The sequence below is a fragment of the Pseudomonas sp. FG13 genome (assembly GCF_057809755.1).
On record NZ_JBMDKO010000039.1, the window covers coordinates 18,438 to 42,474 of the forward strand.

22 protein-coding genes are annotated in these 24,037 nt (G+C 61.7%); 6 read left to right on the top strand and 16 right to left on the bottom strand.

Annotated elements, in window-relative coordinates; genetic code table 11:
* Positions 1–164 precede the first annotated feature (164 nt).
* The 11 genes from pgi to dksA all read right to left on the bottom strand — a co-directional run bounded on the left by pgi (position 165) and on the right by dksA (position 13,677).
* Entirely contained in the window at positions 165–1,829 is a 1,665-nt protein-coding gene (gene pgi, locus ACODTO_RS23180; RefSeq protein ID WP_139649770.1) for a glucose-6-phosphate isomerase, read from the bottom strand.
* A gap of 353 nt (positions 1,830–2,182) precedes the next feature.
* Entirely contained in the window at positions 2,183–2,563 is a 381-nt protein-coding gene (gene panD, locus ACODTO_RS23185) for an aspartate 1-decarboxylase (RefSeq protein WP_007963888.1), read from the bottom strand.
* A 203-nt stretch (positions 2,564–2,766) separates the two neighbouring features.
* Positions 2,767–3,624 (bottom strand): pantoate--beta-alanine ligase, encoded by an 858-nt coding sequence (gene panC, locus ACODTO_RS23190; RefSeq protein WP_489107102.1) that lies wholly within the window; start codon positions 3,622–3,624, stop codon positions 2,767–2,769.
* The gene (panB, locus tag ACODTO_RS23195) at positions 3,621–4,421 is read right to left on the bottom strand and encodes a 3-methyl-2-oxobutanoate hydroxymethyltransferase (RefSeq protein WP_464709708.1); all 801 of its coding nucleotides are present in this window, start codon (positions 4,419–4,421) and stop codon (positions 3,621–3,623) included. Before panB ends, panC begins: the two co-directional genes overlap by 4 nt.
* Before the next feature lie 362 nt (positions 4,422–4,783).
* Positions 4,784–5,269, bottom strand: coding sequence for a 2-amino-4-hydroxy-6-hydroxymethyldihydropteridine diphosphokinase (gene folK, locus ACODTO_RS23200; protein WP_489107103.1), 486 nt, complete (start codon positions 5,267–5,269; stop codon positions 4,784–4,786).
* A gap of 3 nt (positions 5,270–5,272) precedes the next feature.
* Positions 5,273–6,670, bottom strand: a complete 1,398-nt coding sequence (locus tag ACODTO_RS23205; protein ID WP_139649759.1) for a polynucleotide adenylyltransferase PcnB — start codon at positions 6,668–6,670, stop codon at positions 5,273–5,275.
* Positions 6,671–7,484: 814 nt separating this feature from the next.
* Positions 7,485–8,918: a sigma-54-dependent transcriptional regulator gene (locus tag ACODTO_RS23210; RefSeq protein ID WP_139649758.1), complete on the bottom strand. Its 1,434-nt coding sequence runs from the start codon at positions 8,916–8,918 to the stop codon at positions 7,485–7,487.
* Between the two features lie 22 nt (positions 8,919–8,940).
* A complete protein-coding gene (locus ACODTO_RS23215) occupies positions 8,941–11,895 on the bottom strand; it encodes a sensor histidine kinase (RefSeq protein WP_175363812.1) in 2,955 nt (984 codons plus the stop codon).
* Positions 11,879–12,055: a hypothetical protein gene (locus ACODTO_RS23220; RefSeq protein WP_003176118.1), complete on the bottom strand. Its 177-nt coding sequence runs from the start codon at positions 12,053–12,055 to the stop codon at positions 11,879–11,881. The genes ACODTO_RS23215 and ACODTO_RS23220 overlap by 17 nt, the downstream gene beginning before the upstream one ends.
* A 77-nt stretch (positions 12,056–12,132) precedes the next feature.
* A complete protein-coding gene (gluQRS, locus tag ACODTO_RS23225) occupies positions 12,133–13,023 on the bottom strand; it encodes a tRNA glutamyl-Q(34) synthetase GluQRS (RefSeq protein ID WP_489107104.1) in 891 nt (296 codons plus the stop codon).
* A gap of 210 nt (positions 13,024–13,233) precedes the next feature.
* The gene (gene dksA, locus ACODTO_RS23230; RefSeq protein WP_024779597.1) at positions 13,234–13,677 is read right to left on the bottom strand and encodes an RNA polymerase-binding protein DksA; all 444 of its coding nucleotides are present in this window, start codon (positions 13,675–13,677) and stop codon (positions 13,234–13,236) included.
* Between the two features lie 349 nt (positions 13,678–14,026).
* Here dksA and ACODTO_RS23235 point away from each other — a divergent pair, with 349 nt between their 5' ends.
* Both ACODTO_RS23235 and sfsA read left to right on the top strand, forming a co-directional pair.
* Positions 14,027–15,199 (top strand): pyridoxal phosphate-dependent aminotransferase, encoded by a 1,173-nt coding sequence (locus ACODTO_RS23235; RefSeq protein WP_175386689.1) that lies wholly within the window; start codon positions 14,027–14,029, stop codon positions 15,197–15,199.
* Entirely contained in the window at positions 15,199–15,954 is a 756-nt protein-coding gene (gene sfsA / locus ACODTO_RS23240; RefSeq protein WP_175363809.1) for a DNA/RNA nuclease SfsA, read from the top strand. Before ACODTO_RS23235 ends, sfsA begins: the two co-directional genes overlap by 1 nt.
* Here sfsA and ACODTO_RS23245 read toward each other — a convergent pair.
* Entirely contained in the window at positions 15,910–16,227 is a 318-nt protein-coding gene (locus ACODTO_RS23245) for a Rieske (2Fe-2S) protein (RefSeq protein WP_139649749.1), read from the bottom strand. The two genes, sfsA and ACODTO_RS23245, sit on opposite strands and share 45 nt — an antisense overlap.
* 151 nt (positions 16,228–16,378) lie before the next feature.
* Between ACODTO_RS23245 and ACODTO_RS23250 the strand changes: the two genes are divergently transcribed.
* A complete protein-coding gene (locus ACODTO_RS23250; protein ID WP_175386711.1) occupies positions 16,379–17,221 on the top strand; it encodes a ChaN family lipoprotein in 843 nt (280 codons plus the stop codon).
* Between the two features lie 217 nt (positions 17,222–17,438).
* Here ACODTO_RS23250 and ACODTO_RS23255 read toward each other — a convergent pair whose 3' ends face one another.
* The 3 genes from ACODTO_RS23255 to ACODTO_RS23265 all read right to left on the bottom strand — a co-directional run bounded on the left by ACODTO_RS23255 (position 17,439) and on the right by ACODTO_RS23265 (position 19,907).
* Positions 17,439–17,711, bottom strand: a complete 273-nt coding sequence (locus tag ACODTO_RS23255) for a TfoX/Sxy family protein (RefSeq protein WP_024779602.1) — start codon at positions 17,709–17,711, stop codon at positions 17,439–17,441.
* Between the two features lie 206 nt (positions 17,712–17,917).
* Positions 17,918–18,259 carry a pentapeptide repeat-containing protein gene (locus tag ACODTO_RS23260; protein ID WP_139649745.1) on the bottom strand — a complete coding sequence of 114 codons (342 nt, stop codon included), beginning with the start codon at positions 18,257–18,259 and terminating at the stop codon, positions 17,918–17,920.
* A 91-nt stretch (positions 18,260–18,350) separates the two neighbouring features.
* Entirely contained in the window at positions 18,351–19,907 is a 1,557-nt protein-coding gene (locus tag ACODTO_RS23265; RefSeq protein ID WP_175363808.1) for a bifunctional aminoglycoside phosphotransferase/ATP-binding protein, read from the bottom strand.
* 140 nt (positions 19,908–20,047) lie between these two features.
* On the opposite strand from ACODTO_RS23265, the gene mrcB reads away from it, so the two are divergent.
* The 3 genes from mrcB to ACODTO_RS23280 are packed head-to-tail and all read left to right on the top strand — an operon-like array spanning position 20,048 to position 23,431.
* Positions 20,048–22,366, top strand: a complete 2,319-nt coding sequence (mrcB, locus tag ACODTO_RS23270; protein WP_139649740.1) for a penicillin-binding protein 1B — start codon at positions 20,048–20,050, stop codon at positions 22,364–22,366.
* 16 nt (positions 22,367–22,382) lie between these two features.
* Positions 22,383–23,102: a tetratricopeptide repeat protein gene (locus ACODTO_RS23275; RefSeq protein ID WP_041020672.1), complete on the top strand. Its 720-nt coding sequence runs from the start codon at positions 22,383–22,385 to the stop codon at positions 23,100–23,102.
* On the top strand, positions 23,102–23,431 hold the full coding sequence (locus ACODTO_RS23280; RefSeq protein WP_055129265.1) for a YqcC family protein: 330 nt from the start codon (positions 23,102–23,104) through the stop codon (positions 23,429–23,431). Before ACODTO_RS23275 ends, ACODTO_RS23280 begins: the two co-directional genes overlap by 1 nt.
* A gap of 6 nt (positions 23,432–23,437) precedes the next feature.
* Here the strand turns inward: ACODTO_RS23280 and ACODTO_RS23285 are convergent, their stop codons facing one another.
* Positions 23,438–23,860: a DUF4124 domain-containing protein gene (locus ACODTO_RS23285; RefSeq protein ID WP_175386687.1), complete on the bottom strand. Its 423-nt coding sequence runs from the start codon at positions 23,858–23,860 to the stop codon at positions 23,438–23,440.
* Positions 23,861–24,037: the final 177 nt, after the last annotated feature.

The following is a 24,037-nucleotide window of genomic DNA, read 5'->3' on the forward strand; positions in this document are numbered from 1 at the left end:
ACAAGTCATAAAGATGCGCCGAGTAGCCGGAGGGTTCAAGCCTGCACAAACGACTGTGGGAGAGAGCCTGCTCGCGATGGCGGCGTGTCAGTCGACATTGATGTCAACTTATCCACCGCTATCGCGAGCAGGCTCGCTCCCACAGGGGGAGTGCGCCGTTTGGATCAGCCGCGATGGCGTCCACGGAAGTAGCTGATCAGACCTTGGGTCGAAGCGTCTTCGGCCGCGCTTTCTTCGCTGCCCACCAGGCGGTTGTAGACACCCTTGCCCAGTTCCTTGCCCAGCTCCACGCCCCACTGGTCGAAGGCGTTGATACCCCAGACCACGCTTTGTACGAACACTTTATGCTCATACAGCGCCACCAGTGCGCCAAGACGCCGTGGGCTGATGCGTTCGACCACCAGGGTGTTGCTCGGGCGGTTGCCCGGGATGACCTTGTGGGCGGCCAGTTTCTGCACGTCTTCTTCACTGGCGCCTTTGTCCCGCAGCTCGGCTTCGGCCTCGGCGCGGGTCTTGCCGAGCATCAGGGCCTGGCTTTGTGACAGGCAGTTGGCGTACAGCCATTGGTGGTGATCGGAAACCGGGTTGAAGCTGACGACCGGCACGATGAAGTCGGCCGGGATCAATTGGGTGCCCTGGTGCAGCAACTGGTGGTAGGCATGCTGGCCGTTGCAGCCGACGCCACCCCAGATCACCGGGCCGGTGTCGGTGGACACCGGTGTGCCGTCCTGGCGCACACTCTTGCCATTGGACTCCATGTCCAGTTGCTGCAAGTGCTTGGTGATGTTGCGCAGGTAGTGGTCGTACGGCAGGATCGCGTGGCTTTGCGCGCCCCAGAAGTTGCCGTACCACACGCCCAGCAAGGCCAGCAGCACCGGCATGTTCTGTTCGAATGGCGCACTCTGGAAATGCTGGTCCATGGAATAGGCGCCGGACAGCAGTTCCTTGAAGTTCGACATGCCGATTGCGAGGGCGATCGGCAGGCCGATGGCCGACCACAGCGAGTAACGCCCGCCGACCCAGTCCCACATCGGGAAGATGTTTTCTTCGCGGATGCCGAAGGCCACGGCCGCTGCGTTGTTGCTTGATACGGCGATGAAGTGGCGATACAGCTCCGCTTCGGAGCCGCCCTGAGCGAGGTACCAGGCGCGGGCGGCCTGGGCGTTCTTCAGGGTTTCGAGGGTGTTGAAGGATTTCGACGAGACGATGAACAACGTGGTCTCGGCGCGCAGCTTCATGGTCAGTTCGTGGAACTCGCTGCCGTCGATGTTCGCCAGATAGTGGCAGCGAACGCCTTTTTGCGCGTAGGACAGCAGGGCTTCGGACACCAGTTCCGGGCCGAGGAACGAGCCACCGATACCGATGTTCACCACGTCGGTGATCGGCTTCTCGGTGTAGCCGCGCCACAGGCCATCGTGAATTCGGCCCACCAGGTCGGTGATCTGGTTCAGCACCTTGTGCACATCCGGCATCACGTTGACGCCATTCACCAGCAACCGGTCGCCCACCGGCCGACGCAGGGCGGTGTGCAGGGCCGGGCGGTTTTCGGAAGCGTTGATGATTTCGCCTTCGAACAGCGCCTTGATCGCGCCCTTGAGGTCGACTTCATTGGCCAGGCCCACCAGCAGGTCGCGGGTCTGGGCGGTAATCAGGTTTTTTGAATAATCGAGAAACAGGCCGCAGCTCGACAGGGTGAATTGGTTGAAACGCTGCGGATCGGCATTGAACGCTTCGCGCATGCTGAAATCCTGCATGGCCTTGCGGTGGTCATTCAGCGCCTGCCAGGCGGGCAGAGCGGTCACGTCATGAGGGTTTCGGTAGTACGCCATCGCTGCGGGTTTCCTTTTACTTGAACGACCTTTTGTACACTAAAAATTCCGGCCTGGCCCGCGCTGGGCGTCCGGACACCTGCGTCGACACGATCTGCGGGCGCAGGGCGACTACAGTAAACCTCGCGTTGCGATCTGTCTTGGCTTTGTCAGACCGGTTCCCGGTACTTTTTTATACAACGGGTGCGGGAAAGGGCCGACAGACGGGAGGACGAAGCACTCTTCTGGACAAGAATTACTCACTGTGGGAGCGAGCCTGCTCGCGATGACGTTAGTTCAGTTGACGTTGATGGCGACTGACAAACCGTAATCGCGAGCAGGTTCGCTCCCACAGGGGGGATGTGCGGGGGCGATCAGGCGACCTGCACCGGAATGGCATTGCTGGTGTGGCTCAGCTCATTGCCCGGCGCCATGTACAGCATGCGGGGCTTGAAGTTGACCAGCTCGGCTTCGCTGTAGTGGGCGTAGGCGCAGATAATGACGCGGTCACCCACCTTGGCCTTGTGGGCTGCGGCGCCGTTGACCGAGATCATCCGCGAGCCTTCTTCGCCACGGATGGCGTAGGTGGTGAAGCGCTCGCCGTTGTCGACGTTGTAGATCTGGATCTGCTCGTATTCACGGATTCCCGACAGGTCCAGCCACTCACCATCGATGGCACAGGAGCCTTCGTAGTCGAGCACGGCGTGAGTGACTTCGGCGCGGTGCAGCTTGGCCTTGAGCATGATGGCGTGCATGGTTTTCTCCTCTGGTCGGGTCCGAACGGCGGGCAGTTTGCCCGAAGGCCGCCAGGGCGGCAATGGCTCCACCATCCCCTGTGGGTGAGCCCGTGGGAGCAAGGCTTGCCCGCGATACAGTCACCTCGGTTCCAGGGCCGACCGCGTTAACTTCATCGCGGGCGAGCCTTGCTCCCACAGTTTGCTCCACAGAGGGGATGGTGTCAGGCGGCGTCCAGATCCAGGTGCAGGTTGTCGATCAGCCGCGTGGTGCCGAGGAACGCGGCGACCAGGATCACCAGGTCGCGATCTTCAGGCGTGGCCGGGCGCAAGGTCCGGGCCTCGCGGATTTCCAGGTAATCGGGACGCATGCCCGTGGCTTCGAGTTGCTTGAGCTGCTCGGCAATCAGGGCCGGGAAGTCCCGTCGCCCTTGTCGGATCGCTTCGGCAATGCGGCTGAGGCTGCGATAGACCTCAGGCGCCACGGCGCGTTGTTCAGGGCTGAGGAAACCATTGCGCGACGACAACGCCAGGCCGTCCTCGGCGCGGACGGTCGGTTCGCCAATGATCTGGATCGGCATGTTCAGGTCGTGGACCAGTGCACGGATCACTGCCAGCTGCTGGAAGTCCTTCTGGCCGAACACCGCCAGGTCGGGCTGGACCATGTTGAACAGCTTGCTGACCACCGTCGCCACGCCCTCGAAGTGCCCGGGGCGGCTGGCACCGCAGAGGCCTTCGGACAATTGTGGCACGCTGACCCGGGTTTGCCCGGTCATGCCGTCGGGGTACATCTCTTCGACGGACGGGGCGAACAGCAGATGGCAGCCGGCCTGGAGCAGTTTTTCCTGGTCGGCGGCGAGGGTGCGCGGGTATTTGTCGAGGTCTTCGCCAGCGCCAAACTGCAGCGGGTTGACGAAAATGCTCGTCACCACGAAGTCGGCTCGCTGCGCCGCTTTGGTGACCAGCGCCACGTGGCCGCTGTGCAGGTTGCCCATGGTCGGCACGAAGGCGATGCGTTTGCCTTCGCTGCGGGCACGGGCCACGGCGGCCCGCAGTTCACGTACGGTCTTGACGGTGTTCATGCAGAGAATCCGTGTTCGGCGCCAGGGAAGGTGGCCGCTTTGACCTCCGCCACGTAAGCGCTCAGGGCGGACTGGATGTCGGGTTGCCCGGTCATGAAGTTCTTCACGAACTTCGGCGCGCGACCCGTGAGCGACAGCCCCAGCATGTCGTGCAGCACCAGTACCTGCCCATCGGTGCCATTGCCAGCGCCAATCCCGATGACCGGAATCTTCACCGCCTGGGTGATTTCTTCGGCCAGCTCGCTGGGCACGCATTCGAGCAACAGCATTGCCGCCCCGGCCTGCTCCAGCGCGATGGCATCGGCGCGCATCTGTCGCGCCTGGTTTTCATTGCGGCCCTGGACCTTGTAGCCACCGAGCACGTTGACCGCCTGCGGTGTCAGGCCCATGTGCGCGCACACCGGGATACCGCGTTCGGCCAGCAATCGGATCGACTCGGCCAGCCACAATGCTCCTTCGACTTTGACCATGTTGGCGCCGGCCTGCATTAGCAGGGCGCTGTTGGTCATGGTCTGTTCGAGGGTGGCGTAGGCCATGAATGGCAGATCGGCGAGGATCAGTGCGTCGGTGTTACCGCGTTTGACGCAGGCCACGTGGTAGGCCATCTCAGCAGTGGTCGCCGGCAGCGTGCTGTCGTGGCCCTGCAACACCATGCCGAGGGAATCGCCCACCAGCAGCACTTCGACACCGGCCTCGTTGCAGGCGTGGGCGAAGGTTGCGTCATAGCAGGTCAGCATGGCGATCTTTTCGCCTTTCTGCTTGAGACCTTGCAGCGTGGTCAGGGTAATAGCTGGCATGAAAAAGTCCTCATTAGGCGCTCGTGAACTACTGCGAGTAACGCGCATGATTCGTCATTTATACAGGCGCACCCTCTATGCGTGGTGCTTGTAAGGCCTGGATTGCGCCCTTCAATGCCGCATTGGCGGCAACGGGACGCCTATAGTCGTGAGGAGCACGGGGGAAGTCAATTGGATGTGTTACCGGCGGGTGTTACCGAGGTTACTGATGCGTTTCAGCCGGGAGGGGTGTTCAGGATGTGACTGCTTGGTGCCAGATCCTGTGGGAGCGAGCCTGCTCGCGATGACGGTATGTCAGTCAACATATGCATTGATGGATCCACCGCTATCGCGAGCAGGCTCGCTCCCACAAGGGGGCTGTGTCAGTGAGGCGGCATGCGCTCCAGGCCGACGAATGGACACGCGGCCAGCAGGTCCTGGAGCAGGCGCCCGTCGGCCAGGCGCAGGTCGGCGGGGGCCAGTTCCGCCAGCGGGTACAGCACAAACGCCCGGGCGTGCATGTGGTAGTGGGGAACCTTGAGCCGAGGCTCGTCGATCAGCCGATCACCGAACAACAGAATGTCCAGGTCCAGGGTGCGCGGGCCCCAGCGCTCCAGGCGTTCGCGGCCCTGACCGGTTTCGATGGCTTGCAGTGCGTCGAGCAGGACCAGTGGCGCCAGTTGGCTGTCCAGCGCGGCCACTGCATTGGTGTAGCGTGGCTGGCCCGGCAACAGTGAATCGCTTTGATAGAACGCCGAGACGTCAACGAATCGGCTATCAGGCAGGCTGGCCAGTGCCTGGAGGGCGCTGCGCAGTTGTGCCTCGGGTTCCGCCAGGTTGCTACCCATGCCGATGTAGATGCGTTCCATCGATTACTCGCCCGACGCGCTCGGCACACCGGCACGCTTACGCTTGGCGCCGCTGCTGCGACGACGTTTGCGTGGGCCGCTGGCGCCGTCTTCCTTGCCGCTGAGTTCGCGAATCATCTCGCGGCGCTCGCTGTCATTGGCATCCTGGTAATCGGTCCACCATTCGCCCAGGCCGTCGGTCTGTTCGCCGGCGCTTTCACGCAGCAGCAGGAAGTCGTAGCCGGCGCGGAAGCGCGGGTTGTCCAGCAGCAGGTCGGCACGCTTGCCACTGCGACGGGGCAGGCGTTCCTGCATATCCCAGATTTCGCGGATCGGCATCGTGAAGCGCTTCGGAATCGCGATGCGCTGGCACTGTTCGGCGATCAGCTCGTGGGCGGCTTCCTGCATGGCCGGTATCGGCGGCATGCCACGGTCCTGCAGGCGCAATACCCGGGCCGGTAGCGCCGGCCAGAGCAGGGCGGCAAACAGGAAGGCCGGGGTCACCGGCTTGTTCTGCTTGATACGCAGGTCGGTGTTGATCAGCGCTTCGCTGATCAGGGTATGGGTGTAGGTCGGGTTGTGTTCCAGCGCCTCGGCACTGGCCGGGAACAGCGGATCGAACAGTTGCAGGTCCACCAGCATTTCGAAAGTGTCCGCCGCGTTGCCCGACAGGAACAGCTTCAGCACTTCCTCGAACAGCCGGGCCGAAGGGATTTCCCGCAGCATCGGTGCCAGGTCGCGAATCGGCGCGGCGCTGTGTTTTTCGATGCCGAAGTTCAGCTTGGCGGCGAAACGCACGGCCCGCAGCATCCGTACCGGGTCTTCCTGGTAGCGCTGCTTGGGATCGCCGATCAGACGGATCAGATGATTGCGGATGTCGTGTACGCCGTTGGCGTAATCGAGGATGCGTTCGCTGACCGGATCGTAATACAGGGCGTTGATGGTGAAGTCGCGGCGTTGCGCGTCTTCTTCCAGCGTGCCGTAGACGTTATCCCGCAGGATGCGCCCGCTCTCGTTGCGAGAAGACTGGTTGCTGTCTTCTTCTTCGTCATTTTGCGGGTGGTTGGCACGGAACGTCGCCACTTCGATGATTTCGCGGCCGAAGTGGATGTGGACGAGCTTGAAGCGCCGGCCAATGATACGTGCGTTGCGGAACTCGGCCCGGACCTGTTCCGGCGTGGCGCTGGTGGCTACGTCGAAATCCTTGGGGGTGATGTTGAGCAGCATGTCGCGCACGCATCCACCGACCAGGTAAGCCTGGTAGCCGGCGTTCTGCAGGCGTTCGACGATGTTCACCGCATAACGGCTGAACTGGGCCTTCTGCAATGAGTGCTGGCCGCTGTTGAGCACTTCAGGCGTGCTGCGGATGTGTTGCGTACGACGCAAGGGAGAACGGAGTGACTGGAACAGCTTCTTCAGCATGGGATGCACTGTTTGAAGGAATGTTCGGCCAAAACGAAGAATGACCGCATGATGGGCGGGGATTCTAGCATTTAGTCTGGGGATCGTGTAGGACGCAGCAGATTTGAGCTGCAAGCTTTAAGCGGCAAGCCTTGTAGGCTTCGCGGTGGCGGAACGTCGGAAACCACAAGGGGAGCCGAAGCTCCCCCAGAATTAGTTGCGTGCTCTGTTTTTATTATTGGTTTCGGGCTTCTTGTTTTTGTTGAGTGCCCGCGTCACCAGGTTTCCCTGCGTGACCCTCCCAATCGGGAGCCAAGAGCAAACGGATTGCTTTGGTCGCTGTGTTGCAGTGATCCATCGATCCAACCAGTTCAGGCACCTGTCTTGAGACAGTTTTTATTGTTCTCGGCCTGGTTGTGGGGCAAGCCCCAAATACAACGCCTCTCCAAAAGAATCAGTTAGCTGCGCCTCTCGCCGTCTTGTTTTTATTGTGCGTGAGTCGATTCGTCTTATTTTTATTGTCTTGTGCATTGCTTGTTATTGTTCTTGTACCAAAGCTATAGCAGGGTGCGTGCCAACTTTTGCGAGACCCAGCGAAACCGGGGGTTCTAAGGTTATGCCGCTTTTTTTGGGGCGAAAAAAAGCCGGGGTTTCGTTACCGTAAACCCCGGCTTCTGTTACGTGAAAAAGCTGAGGTAACAGTTTTTTCACATTCACGGCGTTGTAACCGTCTACCTCTGTGGGAGCGAGCCTGCTCGCGATAGCGCTGTGCCAGTCACCCTGAGTGCAGGCTGATACACCGCTATCGCGAGCAGGCTCGCTCCTACCCTTGATCTCAGCTTTCGCTGGCCACTCCGGTCTTGCGACGCGGAATCCCCAGGCGCTGGCGACGTTCCCACAGGCACTTGCGACTCACCCCCAGCTTGCGTGCCAGTTCGGTCTCGGTCATGTGGTCCTGATGTTCCAGGACGAAATGCTGGAAGTAGTCTTCCAGGGACAGGTCCTCGGTAGGCTCGTGGCTGGTGTTGTTGGCAGCGCCCCCCTGTTGTGGAGCCAGGCCGATGAACTCTTCATCGTCGAGATCGCTGAGCTCGACGTCGATCCCCAGCAGGTCGGCGGAGATTTCCGGGCTTTCGCACAGGATCACTGCCCGCTCCACTGCGTTTTCCAGCTCCCGGACGTTACCCGGCCAGGCGTAATGACGAATGGCCTGTTCTGCGTCGGGGGCAAACTTCAGGTCGGTGCGGTTGACCCGCGCGCTCTGGCGCGCGAGGAAGGCGTTGGCGATTTCGTTGACGTCCGCGCCCCGTTCGCGCAGGGCAGGCAGTTTCAGCGCAATGACGTGCAGGCGGTAATACAGGTCTTCACGGAACTGGCCGATTTTCGCCAGGCTCTTGAGGTCACGGTGGGTTGCGGCGATCAGGCGCACATCGACTTTTTGCGACTGCACCGACCCGACCCGACGGATTTCGCCTTCTTGAAGGACCCGCAGCAGTCGTGCCTGGGCCTCCAGCGGCAATTCACCGATTTCGTCGAGAAACAGCGTGCCACCGTCCGCCGCTTCTACCAGCCCGGCGCGCCCGGCGCTGGCCCCGGTGAAGGCGCCTTTTTCATGACCGAACAGCTCGGACTCGATCAGACTTTCCGGAATCGCCGCGCAGTTCACCGAGATCATCGGCGCCTTGGCTCGGCGCGACAGGTTATGCAGGGCACGGGCCACCAGTTCCTTGCCGGTCCCGGACTCGCCCTGGATCAGCACGTTGGAGTCGGTTGGCGCGACCTTGCGGATTTTGACGTACAGATCCTGCATGGGCGGACAGGAGCCGATGATGCCGATTTCGCCATTACTGTTGCCAACGACACCTTTGGTGGTGGCAGCCTTACCGTTCGTCGGCTCCGGTGGGTTACCGGTCGCCGTCTGTCGGTCACGCAGGATACGGGCCACGGCCTGGAGCATCTCGTCGTGATCGAACGGCTTGGCGATGTAGTCTACCGCGCCCATTTTCATGGAGTCGACGGCCGAGCGCAGGCTGGCATAGCTGGTCATGATCAGCACCGGCGTGCCCTGGCCGAGCTTGATCAGCTCGGTACCGGGTGCACCGGGCAGGCGCAGGTCGCTGACGATGAGGTCAAACGTTGGGATGCTGAATCGCTCTTGTGCTTCCTGCACGGAACCGGCTTCGCTGACCTGGTACTGGTTGCGTTCCAGCAGGCGACGCAAGGCGGAGCGGATAATTGTTTCGTCTTCGACGATCAAAATGTGCGGCATTGATTCGATTCTCTCGACGGTCTCAGTTCACAGCGGACGTCGCTTCGACATGACGCGGCAAGGTCACCCGTATACGGGTGCCGCGTTGGCCTTGTACATCGGCCGGGCTGTCGATGGTGATTTGTCCATAATGCTCTTCAACGATGGAATAGACCAGTGCAAGGCCCAGTCCGGTGCCTTCGCCAGGATCCTTGGTGGTGAAGAAGGGTTCGAACAATCGATCCATGATGTTCTGTGGAATACCGCTGCCTTCGTCTTCGACGATCAGATCGATCGTGTGTTCGCTGGCTTCGCTCTTGACCCGCACGGCGCTGCCGGCCGGTGAGGCGTCGCGGGCGTTGGACAGCAGGTTGATCAGGACCTGGGCGAGCCGCTGGGGATCGCCGTCGACCCAATGATCCGGGTCGCACAGGTTGAAGAATTGCACTTCGAAATTGCGCCGGTTGAGGGCCAGCAGGCCAATGGCATCCTGGGCCACTTCGGCCAGGCAGACAGGCTCGTCGTTGTGCTGGTGGCCGCCGGCGTGGGCGAAGCTCATCAGCGACTGCACGATACGCGACACGCGTCGGGTCTGCTCAAGGATCTGGCTGCTGATTTCCGTCAGTTCGCCATCCTCCTCGCGCTCTTCACGCAGGTTTTGCGCCAGGCAGGCGATGCCGGTGATCGGGTTGCCAATTTCGTGGGCCACCCCGGCTGCCAGCCGGCCGATGCTCGCCAGGCGTTCGGAGTGGACCAGCTTGTCTTCGAGCATCTGGGTGTCGGTCAGGTCTTCCACCAGCAACACCAGGCCACTGTTGCCCGGCGCCAGCGGCTCGTCGATGGCCGCCTTGTGCAGGTTCAGCCAGCGGGTCTGGCCGTCGAGGGCCAGGTGCTGTTTGTGCAAGTGCTCGTCCGGCAAGTCGATGAAGCCTTGCAACAAACCTTTCCATGGCTCGCCCAGGGTGCTCAGGCGTGAACCCACCACACGCTGGGCGGCGATTCCGGTCAGTTCTTCCATGGCCTTGTTCCACATCAGGATTTCCTGGTCCTTGGCCAGGGAGCACACGCCCATCGGCAGTTCCTGCAAGGTCTGGCGGTGATAACGGCGCAGGGCATCCAGCTCGGCGGCAAGGCCGGTGAGGCGCGAGTGGTAGTCCTCGAGGCGGCTTTCGATGAAATGGATGTCCTCGGTGACGTAGTTTTCGCCGCCGGCCTTGTAGGGCAGGAACGTCTCGACCATGTCCTGGGCCACGCTGGGACCCATCAGGCCGGACAGGTTGGCTTCGATCCGGTCCCGCAGGCGACGCAAGGCATAGGGGCGACGCTCATCGAAAGGCAGGTAAAGGTCCCGCAGGGCCTGTTCGACTTCCTTTTGCGCGGCCTTTGCACCCAGGGGTTTGGCCAATTGCGTGGCGAACTCCTGGGGCGAGGCCGCGTGCAGTTCACGGCGTTGCGGGCGGCGAACGTTGTCCACGGCGCAGGCTTCGGCGGCGCTGGCTTCTTCGCTGCTGGCATTGGTGAACAGCGAGATCAGGGTGAACATCAGCACGTTCGCCGCCAGCGAGGCGATGGCCGCCATGTGCCAACTGGTGTCGTCGAGCACATAGATCATGTTCAGCAACGGGATATAGAAGCCTTGCAGGTTGCCCAGCAGCGGCAACAGCATGGCAACCAGCCAGACCAGGATGCCCGCCAGCAGGCCGGCGATAAAGCCGCGGCGGTTGGCAGTCGGCCAGTACAGCACCGACAACACACCCGGCAGGAACTGCAAGGTGGCAACGAAGGCGACAATGCCCAGGTTGGCCAGGTCCTGGCCATCTCCCAGCATCAGGTAGAAGCCGTAGCCGGCCATGATGATCGCGACGATCAGTGCCCGCCGGGTCCATTTCAGCCAGCGGTAGATATTGCCCTCGGCCGGTGGTTGGTAGAGCGGCAGCACCAGGTGGTTGAGGGCCATGCCCGACAGCGCCAGGGTGGTCACGATGATCAGGCCGCTGGCCGCCGACAGGCCGCCGATATAGGCCAGCAGGGCCAAGGCGTGATTGTTGGCGGCGATGCCGATGCCGAGGGTGAAGTATTCCGGATTGGTACTGGCCCCCAGCTTCAACCCGGCCCACAGGATCAGCGGCACCGCCAGGCTCATCAGCAGCAGGAACAGCGGCAGACCCCAGCTCGCGCTCACCAGCGAGCGTGGGTTGAGGTTTTCGGTGAAGGTCATGTGGTACATGTGCGGCATCACGATCGCTGACGCGAAGAACACCAGCAACAGCGTACGCCACGGGCCTTCCTGCAACGGTGTGTGCAGGGCGGCGAGGGCGGTCTGGTTCTGCAGCAGCCACAGTTCAAGCTGTTGCGGGCCGTTGAACACACCGTACAGCGCGTAGAGGCCGACGCCACCGATGGCGATCAGCTTGATCACCGACTCGAAGGCGATGGCGAACACCAGGCCTTCGTGTTTTTCCCGGGTGGCGATGTGCCGGGAACCGAAGAAAATGGTGAACAGGATGATCAGGACGCAGAAGCTCAGCGCCACCCGGTGCTGCACCGGCTCGTGGGTCAGGATGCTGATGGAGTCGGCCACGGCCTGCATCTGCAGGGCCAGCAACGGCAACACGCCCACGAGCATGAAGATCGTGGTCAGCGCACCGGCCCAGGTGCTGCGGAAACGAAAGGCGAACAGGTCAGCCAGGGACGACAACTGGTAGGTGCGGGTGATTTTCAGGATCGGGTACAGCAACACTGGCGCCAGCAGGAAGGCTCCCGACACACCCAGGTAACTGGACAGGAAGCCATAGCCATACTGGTAGGCCAGCCCGACCGTACCGTAGAACGCCCACGCACTGGCGTAGACCCCCAGCGACAGGGTGTAGGTCAGCGGATGGCGGATGATCGCCCGGGGGATCATGCCTCGTTCACTGATCCAGGCCACGCCGAACAGTACCGCCAGGTAGGCCGCACTGATCAGGATCATCTGGGTCAGGCTAAAGCTCATCGGCATCTTTTTGGCTCTGCAGGATGAAGGTCACGACGATCAGGATCAGCCAGAGCAGATACGGCCGATACCAGGCACCCGTGGCATCGATCCACCAATCCATGATGGCCGGGGAGAACAGATAAATCCCCACTACCAGGAGCAGGACCAAGCGATAGATGTACATCCCGGCCTCTCTTTTTTAAGCGCGTGCCCGAAAACGTGCGGCGATGGTAACGGATGGGCGCCAAGCTGCAAGGGCCGTCAACGTATTTGCGCCTCGGGCAGGGTCATTGTGCGCGGGATCCGTGCCGCATCCCAGTGGCGAACGCCCCAGGCCAGCAGCTCCCGAGGGCTGGCGTCGGCCAGTTCGACGCCGGATTCCTGACCCAGTGCGCGCAAGGCCCTGCACAGCAACGGCGTGGCCTGGTCGGCCGCCAGCGGTGGCGAACGGTAGGACTTGCCCAGCTTGTGTCCGTCCGGTTGGGTGATCAACGGCACATGCAGGTAGCGCGGCTGTGGCAGCCCGAGCAACTCTTGCAGATAGAGCTGGCGGGGTGTGGAGTCCAGCAGGTCGGCGCCGCGCACGATATCGGTCACTCCTTGCCAGGCGTCGTCCAGCACCACGGCCAGTTGATAAGCATAGAGCCCGTCGCGGCGACGGATGACAAAATCGCCGACCTCGCGGCCCAGATGCTGGCGGAACTCGCCTTGTACCCGGTCGATGAAGTGGTACTCGAGCTCGGGGACGCGCAGGCGGATGGCGGCGTCTTCGGTGCTGTGCCCGGCGTTGCGGCACAACCCCGGATACACACCCTGATACGCCTCCAGTTGTTTGCGCGAACAGGTGCAGGCATAAGCCAGGCCTTGGCTGAACAGGCGGTTGATCACCTGATCGTAGGCCTCATGGCGTTCGCTCTGGCGGACCATCTCACCGTCCCATTCGAAGCCATAGCTCTCCAGGGCCTTGAGAATCGCCACTTGCGCGCCGGGTTCTTCCCGGGGCGGATCGAGGTCTTCCATGCGCAACAACCAGCGTCCGCCAGCGGCCCTGGCGTCCAGGTACGACGCCAGGGCCGCGACCAGCGAGCCGAAATGCAGGTGGCCACTGGGAGTGGGGGCGAAGCGTCCGATGTAGGAGGAGGTGGCAGTCATAGGAAAATAATAGTGGAGGAACACTGCCCCTTTGTGGGAGCGAGCCTGCTCGCGATAGTGGTATGCCTGCCACCGCAGAGGTGACTGATCTGGCGCTATCGCGAGCAGGCTCGCTCCCACAAGGGGGGCACACGTTCTGAGTAGGGAACCTGGTGCAAACAAAAAACGGAGCGTATGAACGCTCCGTTTTTCGGTAACAGCTCAGGCAAATTACTTGCCGACCTGTTTTTCCTTGATTTCCGCCAGGGTCTTGCAGTCGATGCACAAGTCGGCCGTCGGGCGGGCTTCCAGCCGGCGGATGCCGATCTCGATGCCGCAGGACTCGCACCAGCCGTATTCTTCGTCTTCGATCAGTTGCAACGTCTTGTCGATCTTCTTGATCAACTTGCGCTCACGGTCACGTGCGCGCAGTTCCAGGCTGAACTCTTCTTCCTGGCTGGCACGGTCGGCCGGGTCGGGGAAGTTGGCCGCCTCGTCTTTCATGTGGTCCACGGTGCGGTCGACTTCCTGCATCAAGTCCTGTTTCCACTTGTTCAGGATCTTGGTGAAGTGCGCGCGCATGGGGGCGCCCATGTACTCTTCGCCCGCTTTAGGGACATAAGGCTCAAACCCGCTGAGCGACTGATTTTGATTTTGCTTTGCTTGGGTGGGCATGAATGGACCGCCTCTACTCTTGTAATCCACTACGCAGGATTGCTCCATCACCGACACCTGCCGGCCCTGCGGCTGCAAGCGGGCGAACTTACCAGATCGAATCGGGCCGCGCCACTCCCGGTTGTCGAGCCTGCGGCGGGCGGGGCCTCGCAAGGCATGGCCGGGTTCGGTTCGGTGAAGAGGTCATCCTGCTCAATGCTTGATTCTAGTCAAGCCTGGGCCAATCGCCGGAGTCATTTCCTGCAATCCGGGGCTATGACCTCTTCCTGCTCGCGCTCGTTCCGCAGTTGTTTCTGACTTGGGCGGAGAGTTGGGTAGAATCGGTTCTTTTTTATGCGAAGGAAGGCTAATGGCTCAGTCCTACAGTGCGCGCAGTCGCGCCATCGAACCTTTCCATGTGATGGCGTTGCTGGCCCGTGCCAATGAACTGCAGGCCGCCGGACACGACGTCATCCACCTGGAGATCGGCGAGCCGGACTTCACCACGGCCGAGCCGATCATCCAGGCCGGCCAGGCCGCGCTGGCGGCGGGCAAGACCCGCTACACCGCCGCTCGCGGCATCCCCGAACTGCGGGAAGCCATTGCCGGTTTCTACGGGCAGCGCTACGGGGTGAGCATCGACCCCCGACGTATCCTGATCACACCGGGTGGGTCCGGTGCGTTGCTGCTGGCCAGTGCCTTGCTGGTAGACCCGGGTAAACACTGGTTGCTGGCGGACCCGGGCTACCCCTGCAACCGCCACTTCCTGCGGTTGGTGGAAGGCGCGGCGCAACTGGTGCCGGTGGGGCCTGAGGTGCGTTACCAGTTGACCCCCGAGCTGGTGGATCGGCATTGGGACCAGGACAGCGTCGGTGCGCTGGTGGCGTCGCCGGCCAATCCGACCGGAACGCTGCTTTCCCGGGATGAACTGGCCGGGCTCTCGAAGGCAATCAAGGCGCGTAAGGGCCATCTGGTGGTGGATGAGATCTATCACGGCCTGACCTATGGCACCGAGGCCGCCAGCGTGCTGGAAGTCGACGACGATGCCTTCGTCCTGAATAGTTTTTCCAAGTATTTCGGCATGACCGGCTGGCGATTGGGCTGGCTGGTGGCGCCTTCGGCCGCCGTCAGTGAGTTGGAAAAACTGGCGCAGAACCTCTACATCAGCGCGCCAAGCATGGCTCAGTACGCGGCCCTGGCCTGTTTCGAGCCAGCGACCATCGAGATCTTCGAGCAGCGTCGGGCCGAGTTCGCGCTACGCCGGGATTTCTTGCTGCCGGCCTTGCGTGAGTTGGGTTTCGGCATTGCGGTCGAGCCGGAAGGCGCGTTCTACCTCTATGCCGATATCCGCGCATTCGGTGGCGATGCCTTTGCCTTCTGCCAGCACTTCCTGGAAACCGAACACGTGGCGTTCACCCCCGGCCTGGACTTCGGCCGTCACCAGGCTGGGCACCATGTGCGCTTCGCCTATACCCAGAGCCTGCCGCGGCTACAGGAAGCGGTGGAGCGAATCGCGCGTGGACTGCGGAGCTGGCAAGGCTGATGCGCTTTTCTCCTGCCCTGGAAGAAGGTCGACTGATTCGGCGCTACAAGCGTTTCCTTGCCGATATCGAAACCCTTGATGGCGAACAGCTGACGATCCACTGTCCCAATACCGGCTCGATGCTCAATTGCATGGCCGAAGGCGCACGGGTCTGGTTCAGTCGTTCCAGCGATCCCAAACGCAAGCTGCCCGGAACCTGGGAAGTCGGCGAAACCCCCCAGGGGCGGCTGGCCTGCATCAACACCGGGCGGGCCAATGGCTTGATCGAAGAGGCGTTGCGTGCCGGGGTGATCAGCGAGCTCAATGGCTTCATCGGGTTAAAGCGGGAAGTGGCCTACGGCGTGGAGAACAGTCGTATCGATTTTCGCCTGGACTACGAGCATGGTTCGGCCTGGGTCGAAGTCAAGAGCGTTACTCTGGGGTTCGATGGCACGAACGTCGCCGCGTTTCCCGATGCCGTGACGCAGCGCGGCGCCAAGCACTTGAGGGAATTGGCCTGCCTGGCTCGCGAAGGTGTGCGGGCGGTGCAGTTGTATTGCGTGAACCTGAGCGGCATCGACGCAGTGCGCCCGGCCGAGGAAATCGACCCGGGCTATGCGGCAGCCCTGCGCGAAGCGGCCGCGGCGGGTGTGCAGGTGCTGGCCTACGGGGTCACGCTGACGCCCGAGCAGATGTGGGTGGACCGTGCGTTGCCAGTGTTGCTCGAGCCGCTACACCTTGACCCAGATGCCTTGCGCGTTCTCCCGGCTGTCTAGCGCCACCAGGAACTGGCCGGCACAAGGACCGGCCACGCATTCGCCGCTTTCGATCAGAAACAGCGCGCCGTGGGTGGCGCACTGGATCAGGCTGGCACTGGCGTCGAGGAACCGGTCGGGTTGCCATTCCAGCGGTACGCCACGGTGCGGACAGCGGTTGAGATACACATGAACCTGACCCGCACGCCGTACCGCCAGCACCTTGCGCCCCTCAATGTCGAAACCGCGACTGTCGTTGTCGGGCAGTTCGGCGTTGCTGCACAGAAATTTCATGTGAGTCTCGATGCGGATGTTGAATGCCTCCCTGTGGGAGTAACTTCACAGTTGACGGTCAGATAGAAGTATTCATCAAATGTCGGGTCGAGAGTACTCGCCTGACGATTCCATGCCCATTCATGAACAACTTCGTCGAGAACGCTGCCCGATGCGCCTGATCCTGATTCTGGTCTTGAGTACCTTGACCGCCTGCCAGAGCATCGCACCGCCACCGATCAGCGGGCGGATCCGTGACCTGCACAATGGTCAGTCTGTTGCGCCCAGGGTTCTGGTCGAACGTCTGGCGAAGGCACCTCGGGTTATCGTGGGAGAGCAGCATGACAACCCGGATCATCACGCGCTGCAATTATGGCTGCTCCAGGCCCTGGCCGGGCAACGGGCGCAAGGCAGTCTATTGCTGGAAATGCTGACGCCAAGCCAGCAGTCGCGGGTCGATGGGGTCCGCCAGCAACCTGCCATGCCGGAAAACTTGCCTGACGCGCTGGATTGGTCGCCGGGTTGGGATTGGAACCTCTATGGACCTGTCGTCGAATACGCACTGGCGCAACCTTATCCGTTGTTGGCCGCGAACCTGGATGCTGTCGAAATCCAGCGCTTCTACCGGCAAGCGCCAGGCTTGAGCGGTGTTCGCTCCAATGGGGCGGCGGTAAAAGAAGAGCTGCTGGGGCAGATTCGCGATGCCCACTGCGGCCTGCTGCCGGAATCGCAGATGCCGGCGATGGTGGCCGTTCAGCAACAACGCGATCGGCGCATGGCCGAGCGATTACTGGCCGCGCCAACCCCCGCATTGTTGTTTGCAGGTGCCTGGCATGGACGCAAGGATATTGGCGTACCGCTGCATGTCCTGGACCTTGGGGCAGGTGAAGCACCGGTGGTCCTGATGCTGGCCGAGGAGGGCAGCGAGGTCACATCGGCCATGGCGGATTACGTCTGGTACACACCGGCCACGCCACCCGTGGATTATTGCGCGCAAATGCGCGGACAGCCGTAGGCTTCTCGCGGACAAAAAAAGACCCGGCAAGAGCCGGGTCAAATAACCGTGATTAGCCTGATGAGGAGATATCTGAGAGTCCGAACCAAGGGCTTTTCAAATATCGACCAGTCTCGCGACCGGATGTGGTAATCATAGCGATTCTCATTACCATGTCAAACGTTGTTTTCCAGTTCGTCGCAATAACCGCGATGGTTTATGTCGATAACCAAGGGCGTCAGGCTTTGTGGCGTGTGGAAATGGCGTCCAATTGCTTGTTCAATGCTTCCTTGCGTTCGGCGGGGATGTCATTCCAGTGCATATCCATCAGCGCGCCTTCAATCGCGTACAGCAACACCTTGGAGGCCCGGAAACCACGAGTGCGTACCGCACGATAGGCATCGACCGCTCCGAGTCGACGCAGATCCGAGGCGCTGTGGATGCCCACGGCGTGTAGCCATTGGGCCGACGTCTTGCCCAGATTTTTCAGGTGTTGCAGTTCATCATTCATCGAGCCTCCTTGCGACGGCCGACTGTTCAGTGGGCAAGCTTCTCAGGAGTGTAGCGCTCAGTAGGAAAAGCGTGATTCTTTGGCAGGATTGTCGCAAAAGCTTCTAAGGCATAACGCACGATGAGGGAAAACCAGTGGCGACGGACCCTATCCAGCGCGGGCGGGGGCGCTGGATTTGGTCGTGCGGGTTTGCCTTTTCTGGCAAATCAGCGGGTACGGTAGCGCAACCGGGTGCCGAAGTTCATCGACATCAGAATTTCGTCGGCCGACAGCTCGGGTGGGAAATAGGCGCCGGAGATCTGCGCATGGGCCAGGCTCGCGCCTTCCAGCTTCGACTTGCGGAAATCGACGCCACGCAAATCAGCGGAACGGAAGTAAGCGTCCGTGAAGTCGACGTCGTCCACATTCAATTCCCGCAGGTCGAGCCCGCGAAAATCGCCGCCGCGCAAGTCAACCGGGCCTTGAGGGCGTTCTTTATTGAAGCCTGCAATGTCGTCTTTGCGCAGCAAGGCATACAGCGGCGTGTCGAGAATCTTTGGGCGGTTCATGTCATGTCACCTGTTGGTTTTATGGCGCCAGTATAGTGCCAGTATTTGGCGACCGTGAAGCCAGGTGTCGCTTCACGGTCGAAATAGTTGCTTACAGGCCTGGCAGGCGTTGGCGAATCTGCGCGACCACGTTGTCGAGCGTGCCGCTTTCATTGGTCTGCACCGGTTTGCTGCAGAGGATTTCCTCCGGCGTCAGCGCTTCGCGGTTAGCCTGCTGTGCGGCGATGACGGCCAGGGTCGCGTCGGAAGGGTCTTTCTGATCGGCCTGACGCTGCGCCAGCCTGTTTTCGATGACCGCTTGCGGGGCATTGCAATCGAGGATCAGGAACGGGGTGCCCGTCGCTTCGGCGATTTTCGCTGCGGCTTCACGCTGCTCGCGCTTGAGGTACGTGGCATCGATCACCACCGGGAACCCGGCGCGCAGGATCCCGCCGGCGATTTCATGCAAGCGCGCATACGTGGCGCTGCTGGCATCGCTGCTATAGATGCCGGCCTGGGGATCGTTCGGCACCTGTTGCTCACCGAACAGGCGCTTGCGTTCCACGTCCGAACGCAGGCGAATCGCCCCCAGCGCTTCCACCAGGCGCATCGCGACGTGGCTTTTGCCTACGGCTGAAACACCATGGGTAATGGCCAGGAATGGCGACGGAATGGTGCTGTAGCTCTCTGCCAGGTTGGCGTAGTTGCGGTACTGGCGCAGGGTGGTGGCGCGTTGCACCGGGTCGGCTTCGGCCGGCATGCTGAACAAGGCGATCTTGGCCCGGACCAGGGCCCGGTAGGCTTTGTAGAAGTTCAGCAGTTCCAGGCCCTGGTAATCGCCGGTCAGCTCCAGGTACTGGCTGACGAATCGCCGGGCCAGGGACTTGAGCCCGCGGTCTTCCAGGTCCATCGCCAGGAATGCCGTGTCGCCGTAGACGTCGGTGAAACGGAACGGTTCGTTGAACTCGATGCAGTCGAAAATCACCACATTGCCATCGATCACGGTGGCGTTGCCCAGGTGGATGTCGCCATGGCATTCGCGGATGAAGCCTTCGGCCTTGCGCTGGATGAACAGCGGCTTGAGGCGTTCGAAACTGCTTTCAGCCCAGGCTTGCAGGGCCTCGAGTTGCGCCAGGTCAGCCTTGTCGCTGAGGAACGGGAGGATCTGTTCGAAATTCTGCCGCACCGGTGCCATCACGCTGTCCGGGGTGCCGGCCGGGTTTTCGGCGGGAACCTTGGGCGTGGAGAGGTGGAACCGGGCAATCTGCTCGGCCATTTCGTCGACGTGGGCGGTGGTCAGTTCACCGTTGGCCTGCAACGTGCTGAGCAACTGGCTTTGCGGGAACTGACGCATCTTCAGGGCATATTCGATCGCCGGTCCGTCACCATTCAACTGTGGCGCTTCGGCGCTGCCGGTGATCGGCAACACTTCCAGGTACAGGTCCCGGGTCAAGCGCTGGTTCAGGCGCAGCTCTTCGCCGCAGAAATGCTTGCGGGCGTCGAGCTCGGTGAAGTCGAGGAAGCCGAAATTGACCGGCTTCTTGAACTTGTAGGCGTAAGGACCGGTGAGCAAGACCCAGGAAATGTGGGTTTCGATGACCTGGAACCCTTCGACGGGGTGCGGATAGAGGGCCGGGTTTTGCAGGGCAGCGATCAGGGTCTGGCTCACAGGCGATCCTTCAGAGTCTGGAAAAATTCAAGGCCGTCATTATGGCGGCAAGCTGCATTAACGCAAACCGGATGGCCTGTGCATCACGCAGCTTATCGGGCTCATGTTGAACCATCGCAAAGTGCGTATAATCCGCCGCCATGACTCGTACCCGATCCCCCCGTACCCCCAAGAAACCACCCGCCAGCCGCCTGCGGCCCTGGCTGGGCTGGGCCCTTAAACTCGGCCTGGTGGGCCTTGTCGTGCTTGCCGGTTTTGCCGTCTACCTCGATGCGGTGGTCCAGGAGAAGTTCTCCGGCAAGCGCTGGACGATCCCGGCCAAGGTCTACGCCCGGCCGCTGGAGCTGTTCGTCGGACAGAAGCTGAGCAAGGACGACTTCCTCACCGAACTCGACGCCCTGGGCTATCGCCGTGAAAGTGTGGCCAACGGCCCGGGCGAAGCTTCCGTCAATGGCAACACTGTCGATCTCAATACCCGTGGCTTCCAGTTCTATGAAGGCATGGAGCAGGCGCAAGCGGTGCGCGTGCGGTTTTCCGGCGACTACGTGGCCGCGTTGACGGGTGCCAACAATGCCAGTCTTTCGGTGGTGCGCCTCGAGCCGCTGTTGATCGGCGGCCTGTATCCGAAGAACCTCGAAGACCGGATCCTGATCAAGATCGACCAGGTGCCACCGTTCCTGATCGATACGCTGGTCGCTGTCGAAGACCGGGATTTCTACCATCACTTCGGCGTCTCGCCCAAGTCGATTGCCCGGGCCATCTGGGTCAACACGTCCTCGGGCCATATGCGTCAGGGTGGCAGTACTCTGACCCAACAGTTGGTCAAGAACTTCTACCTGACCAACGAGCGCAGCCTCACCCGCAAGCTCACCGAAGCCATGATGGCGCTGTTGCTGGAGTTGCATTACGACAAGCAGGAGATCCTCGAGGCGTACCTCAATGAGGTCTTCATCGGCCAGGACGGTCAGCGGGCGGTGCACGGTTTTGGCCTCGCCAGCCAGTTCTTCTTCAGCCAGCCGTTGTCCGAACTCAAGCTGCATCAGGTGGCGCTGCTGGTGGGCATGGTCAAGGGGCCGTCTTCCTACAACCCGCGGCGTAATCCGGAGCGGGCCCTCGAACGTCGCAACCTGGTGCTCGACCTGCTGCAACAACAAGGCGTGGCGACGGCCGAGCAGGTCGAAGCAGCGAAGAAAATGCCATTGGGCGTGACCAAGCGCGGCAGCCTGGCGGACAGCTCGTTCCCCGGTTTCCTCGACCTGGTCAAACGGCAACTGCGTGAAGACTACCGCGACGAAGACTTGACCGAAGAAGGCCTGCGGATCTTCACCAGTTTCGACCCGATCCTGCAGATGAAAGCCGAAGCGTCGGTCGAGGATACTTTCAAGCGTCTGGGTGCGCGCAAGGGTGCCGAGGATGTGGAAGCCGCCATGGTGGTGACCAACCCGGAAACCGGTGAAGTCCAGGCCATGATCGGCAGCCGCCAGGCCAGTTTCGCCGGTTTCAACCGGGCCCTGGATGCCGTGCGCCCGATCGGCTCGCTGATCAAGCCGGCGGTGTACCTTACCGCCCTGGAAAAACCAAGCCAGTACACACTGACCAGTTGGCTGTCGGACGAGGTGTTCTCGGTCAAGGGCGCGGACGGCCAGGTCTGGAAACCGCAGAACTATGACCGGCGCTCCCACGGTACGGTTTTCCTGTATCAGGGGCTGGCGCATTCCTACAACTTGTCCACGGCTCGCCTTGGGCTGGAAGTCGGTGTGCCGAATGTGCTCAAGACATTGGCGCGTCTGGGGGTCAGCCGCGAATTGCCGGCCTTCCCGTCGATGCTGCTGGGAGCCGGTGGCCTCACGCCGATCGAGGTTGCGGCCATGTACCAGACGCTGGCCAACGGCGGCTTCAATACGCCGATGCGCGGGATCCGCAGCGTGCTCACCGCCGACGGTGAGCCACTCAAGCGTTATCCGTTCCAGATTCAGCAGCGTTTCGATCCGGGTTCCATCTACCTGATCCAGAGCGCCATGCAGCGGGTCATGCGTGAAGGTACCGGCAGCTCGGTCTATAACGTGCTGCCCCGAACCCTGACGCTGGCGGGCAAGACCGGCACCAGTAACGATTCCCGTGACAGCTGGTTCGCCGGTTTCAGCCAGGACCTGCTGGCCGTGGTCTGGCTCGGTCGCGATGACAACGGCAAGACGCCGTTCACCGGCGCCACGGGCGCATTGCAGGTCTGGACCAGCTTCATGCGCAAGGCCGACCCATTGCCGCTGGACATGCCGCAGCCGGACAACGTCGTTCAAGCCTGGGTCGATTCGCGCACCGGACAAGGCTCCGATGCCAATTGCCCGGGCGCGGTGCAGATGCCGTATATTCGCGGCAGCGAACCACCACCCGGAGCCGCCTGCGGCGGACAGAATCCAGCCGAGTCGGTGATGGATTGGGTCAAAGACTGGATGAATTAAGCAAAGAGGGTTTCACGTGAACAAGTGGTTGATTCCAGCGGTAACTGCCGTGGCTTTGCTCAGTGGTTGCTCGACCGTACAGCGCGGCTCGATTCCGGTTGTCGACTCCGGCACTGCCGTTTCCAACAGTGAGCGGGTGTCGGCCAACGGCGGCTTCCGTCAAACGACGGTGAAGCGGCCGGTGCAAGGCCAGGCCCAGGCGATTCCTCAAGGCGACACCGGTGTGGTCGTGATGGTGCCCGGTGGCGGTGCCACGACCTCGGCGCCGATCAGCACTACGCCGATCACGCCCGGACCCATCACGCCAGGCCCTATCGAAACCTCGCCGATCAATCAGGGCAGCTACAGCATGCCTGCCTCGCCCGGCAGCATTCCGTCGGCCGGCTCCGGTGGCCTGTCCGCCGATGAACAGCTGGATGGCCCGGTGTTGGCCCTGCTGACGACCGCCCAACAGCAACAGGCCAGTGGCGACCTCAACGGTGCCTCTTCCAGTCTGGAACGTGCCCAGCGCGTAGCGCCGCGTGAACCCCAGGTTCTTTATCGCCTGGCCCAGGTACGCATGGCCCAGGGCGATGCGCCGCAAGCCGAACAACTGGCCCGTCGCGGTCTGACATTCACCAGCGGTCGTCCGGCCCTTCAGGCTAGCCTGTGGGAACTGATCGCCCAGGCGCGTGAGAAACAAGGCGATTCGGCCGGCGCGGCGCTGGCCCGTCAGAAGGCCAAGGTTTCGCTCTGATGGATACGCGTTTTCCCCAGATCGCCGATCAGTTGCTGCTGATCGAGCGGGAGTTGCGGGTCCAGGGCTGGTGGAGCAGCGTTTCGCCTTCGGTCGAAGCGCTGGCCAGTGTCGAGCCGTTCGCGGTCGACACCCTGGACTTCGAGCAATGGCTGCAATGGATTTTCCTGCCACGGATGAAAGCCATCCTGGAAAATGACCTGCCGCTGCCCAACGCCTCGGGCATCCTTGCCATGGCGGAAATGGTCTATGCCCAGCGACCAGGGCAGGGCATCGAGTTGCAGCGGTTGCTGTCGCAGTTCGACCGGTTGATCAGCGACGTCAGCTGACTGCCGTCACTGGCAGTGTTCCTCGATCTGCTTGCTCGTCTCGTCGATTCGCTGGCGTCGTTCCTCGTCAGTGAGGCGGCGCATTTCCCCCTCCACGTCTTCACGAACCCGTGGGTTGTTCTTCAATTGTGCGAGGTTGGTCCGGGCCTGCTCGCAGAACACCTTGAGCTGGGCTTCCTGGTCAGCCACTTGCTGCTTGACCTGCTCGTCAATGGCCTTTTGGTCGCCAATGGTGCCGGCGGAGGGGGGCGCGGGCGGTTTGCCGACGGGCGGTGAGGACTTGATCACGGTCGTGGCCCCTGCGTCATCGGGTGGCTGGGCGCTGAAGTGAGTCACCCCCTGGGCGTCCACCCATTTGTAGATCTGACCGGCCATGCACATCGGGCTCAGGCCAACCAGCAGGCTGGCCGTCAGTATGAACATTCGCATGCTGTTTCCTTGTCATGGGTTGCGCAATTGAAGCTAACACAGTTGCCGTTTAAAGGTTTTTTCTTGCGTTCTCATGCGCTTACTTCGAATAAAGCACATAGACGACTTGACTTGCAGAAGGCGAAACAGAAGAATCCAAAGTCCGCTGTAGAGGGACTGCCAGAAGCAGGCCCACTC

Bases quoted from the DNA above. Each gene is read 5' to 3' on its own strand.
- pgi (WP_139649770.1), bottom strand. From the start codon at position 1,829: ATGGCGTACTACCGAAACCCTCATGACGTGACCGCTCTGCCCGCCTGG.
- panD (WP_007963888.1), bottom strand. From the start codon at position 2,563: ATGCACGCCATCATGCTCAAGGCCAAGCTGCACCGCGCCGAAGTCACT.
- panC (WP_489107102.1), bottom strand. From the start codon at position 3,624: ATGAACACCGTCAAGACCGTACGTGAACTGCGGGCCGCCGTGGCCCGT.
- panB (WP_464709708.1), bottom strand. From the start codon at position 4,421: ATGCCAGCTATTACCCTGACCACGCTGCAAGGTCTCAAGCAGAAAGGC.
- folK (WP_489107103.1), bottom strand. From the start codon at position 5,269: ATGGAACGCATCTACATCGGCATGGGTAGCAACCTGGCGGAACCCGAG.
- ACODTO_RS23205 (WP_139649759.1), bottom strand. From the start codon at position 6,670: ATGCTGAAGAAGCTGTTCCAGTCACTCCGTTCTCCCTTGCGTCGTACG.
- ACODTO_RS23210 (WP_139649758.1), bottom strand. From the start codon at position 8,918: ATGCCGCACATTTTGATCGTCGAAGACGAAACAATTATCCGCTCCGCC.
- ACODTO_RS23215 (WP_175363812.1), bottom strand. From the start codon at position 11,895: ATGCCGATGAGCTTTAGCCTGACCCAGATGATCCTGATCAGTGCGGCC.
- ACODTO_RS23220 (WP_003176118.1), bottom strand. From the start codon at position 12,055: ATGTACATCTATCGCTTGGTCCTGCTCCTGGTAGTGGGGATTTATCTG.
- gluQRS (WP_489107104.1), bottom strand. From the start codon at position 13,023: ATGACTGCCACCTCCTCCTACATCGGACGCTTCGCCCCCACTCCCAGT.
- dksA (WP_024779597.1), bottom strand. From the start codon at position 13,677: ATGCCCACCCAAGCAAAGCAAAATCAAAATCAGTCGCTCAGCGGGTTT.
- ACODTO_RS23235 (WP_175386689.1), top strand. From the start codon at position 14,027: ATGGCTCAGTCCTACAGTGCGCGCAGTCGCGCCATCGAACCTTTCCAT.
- sfsA (WP_175363809.1), top strand. From the start codon at position 15,199: ATGCGCTTTTCTCCTGCCCTGGAAGAAGGTCGACTGATTCGGCGCTAC.
- ACODTO_RS23245 (WP_139649749.1), bottom strand. From the start codon at position 16,227: ATGAAATTTCTGTGCAGCAACGCCGAACTGCCCGACAACGACAGTCGC.
- ACODTO_RS23250 (WP_175386711.1), top strand. From the start codon at position 16,379: ATGCGCCTGATCCTGATTCTGGTCTTGAGTACCTTGACCGCCTGCCAG.
- ACODTO_RS23255 (WP_024779602.1), bottom strand. From the start codon at position 17,711: ATGAATGATGAACTGCAACACCTGAAAAATCTGGGCAAGACGTCGGCC.
- ACODTO_RS23260 (WP_139649745.1), bottom strand. From the start codon at position 18,259: ATGAACCGCCCAAAGATTCTCGACACGCCGCTGTATGCCTTGCTGCGC.
- mrcB (WP_139649740.1), top strand. From the start codon at position 20,048: ATGACTCGTACCCGATCCCCCCGTACCCCCAAGAAACCACCCGCCAGC.
- ACODTO_RS23280 (WP_055129265.1), top strand. From the start codon at position 23,102: ATGGATACGCGTTTTCCCCAGATCGCCGATCAGTTGCTGCTGATCGAG.
- ACODTO_RS23285 (WP_175386687.1), bottom strand. From the start codon at position 23,860: ATGCGAATGTTCATACTGACGGCCAGCCTGCTGGTTGGCCTGAGCCCG.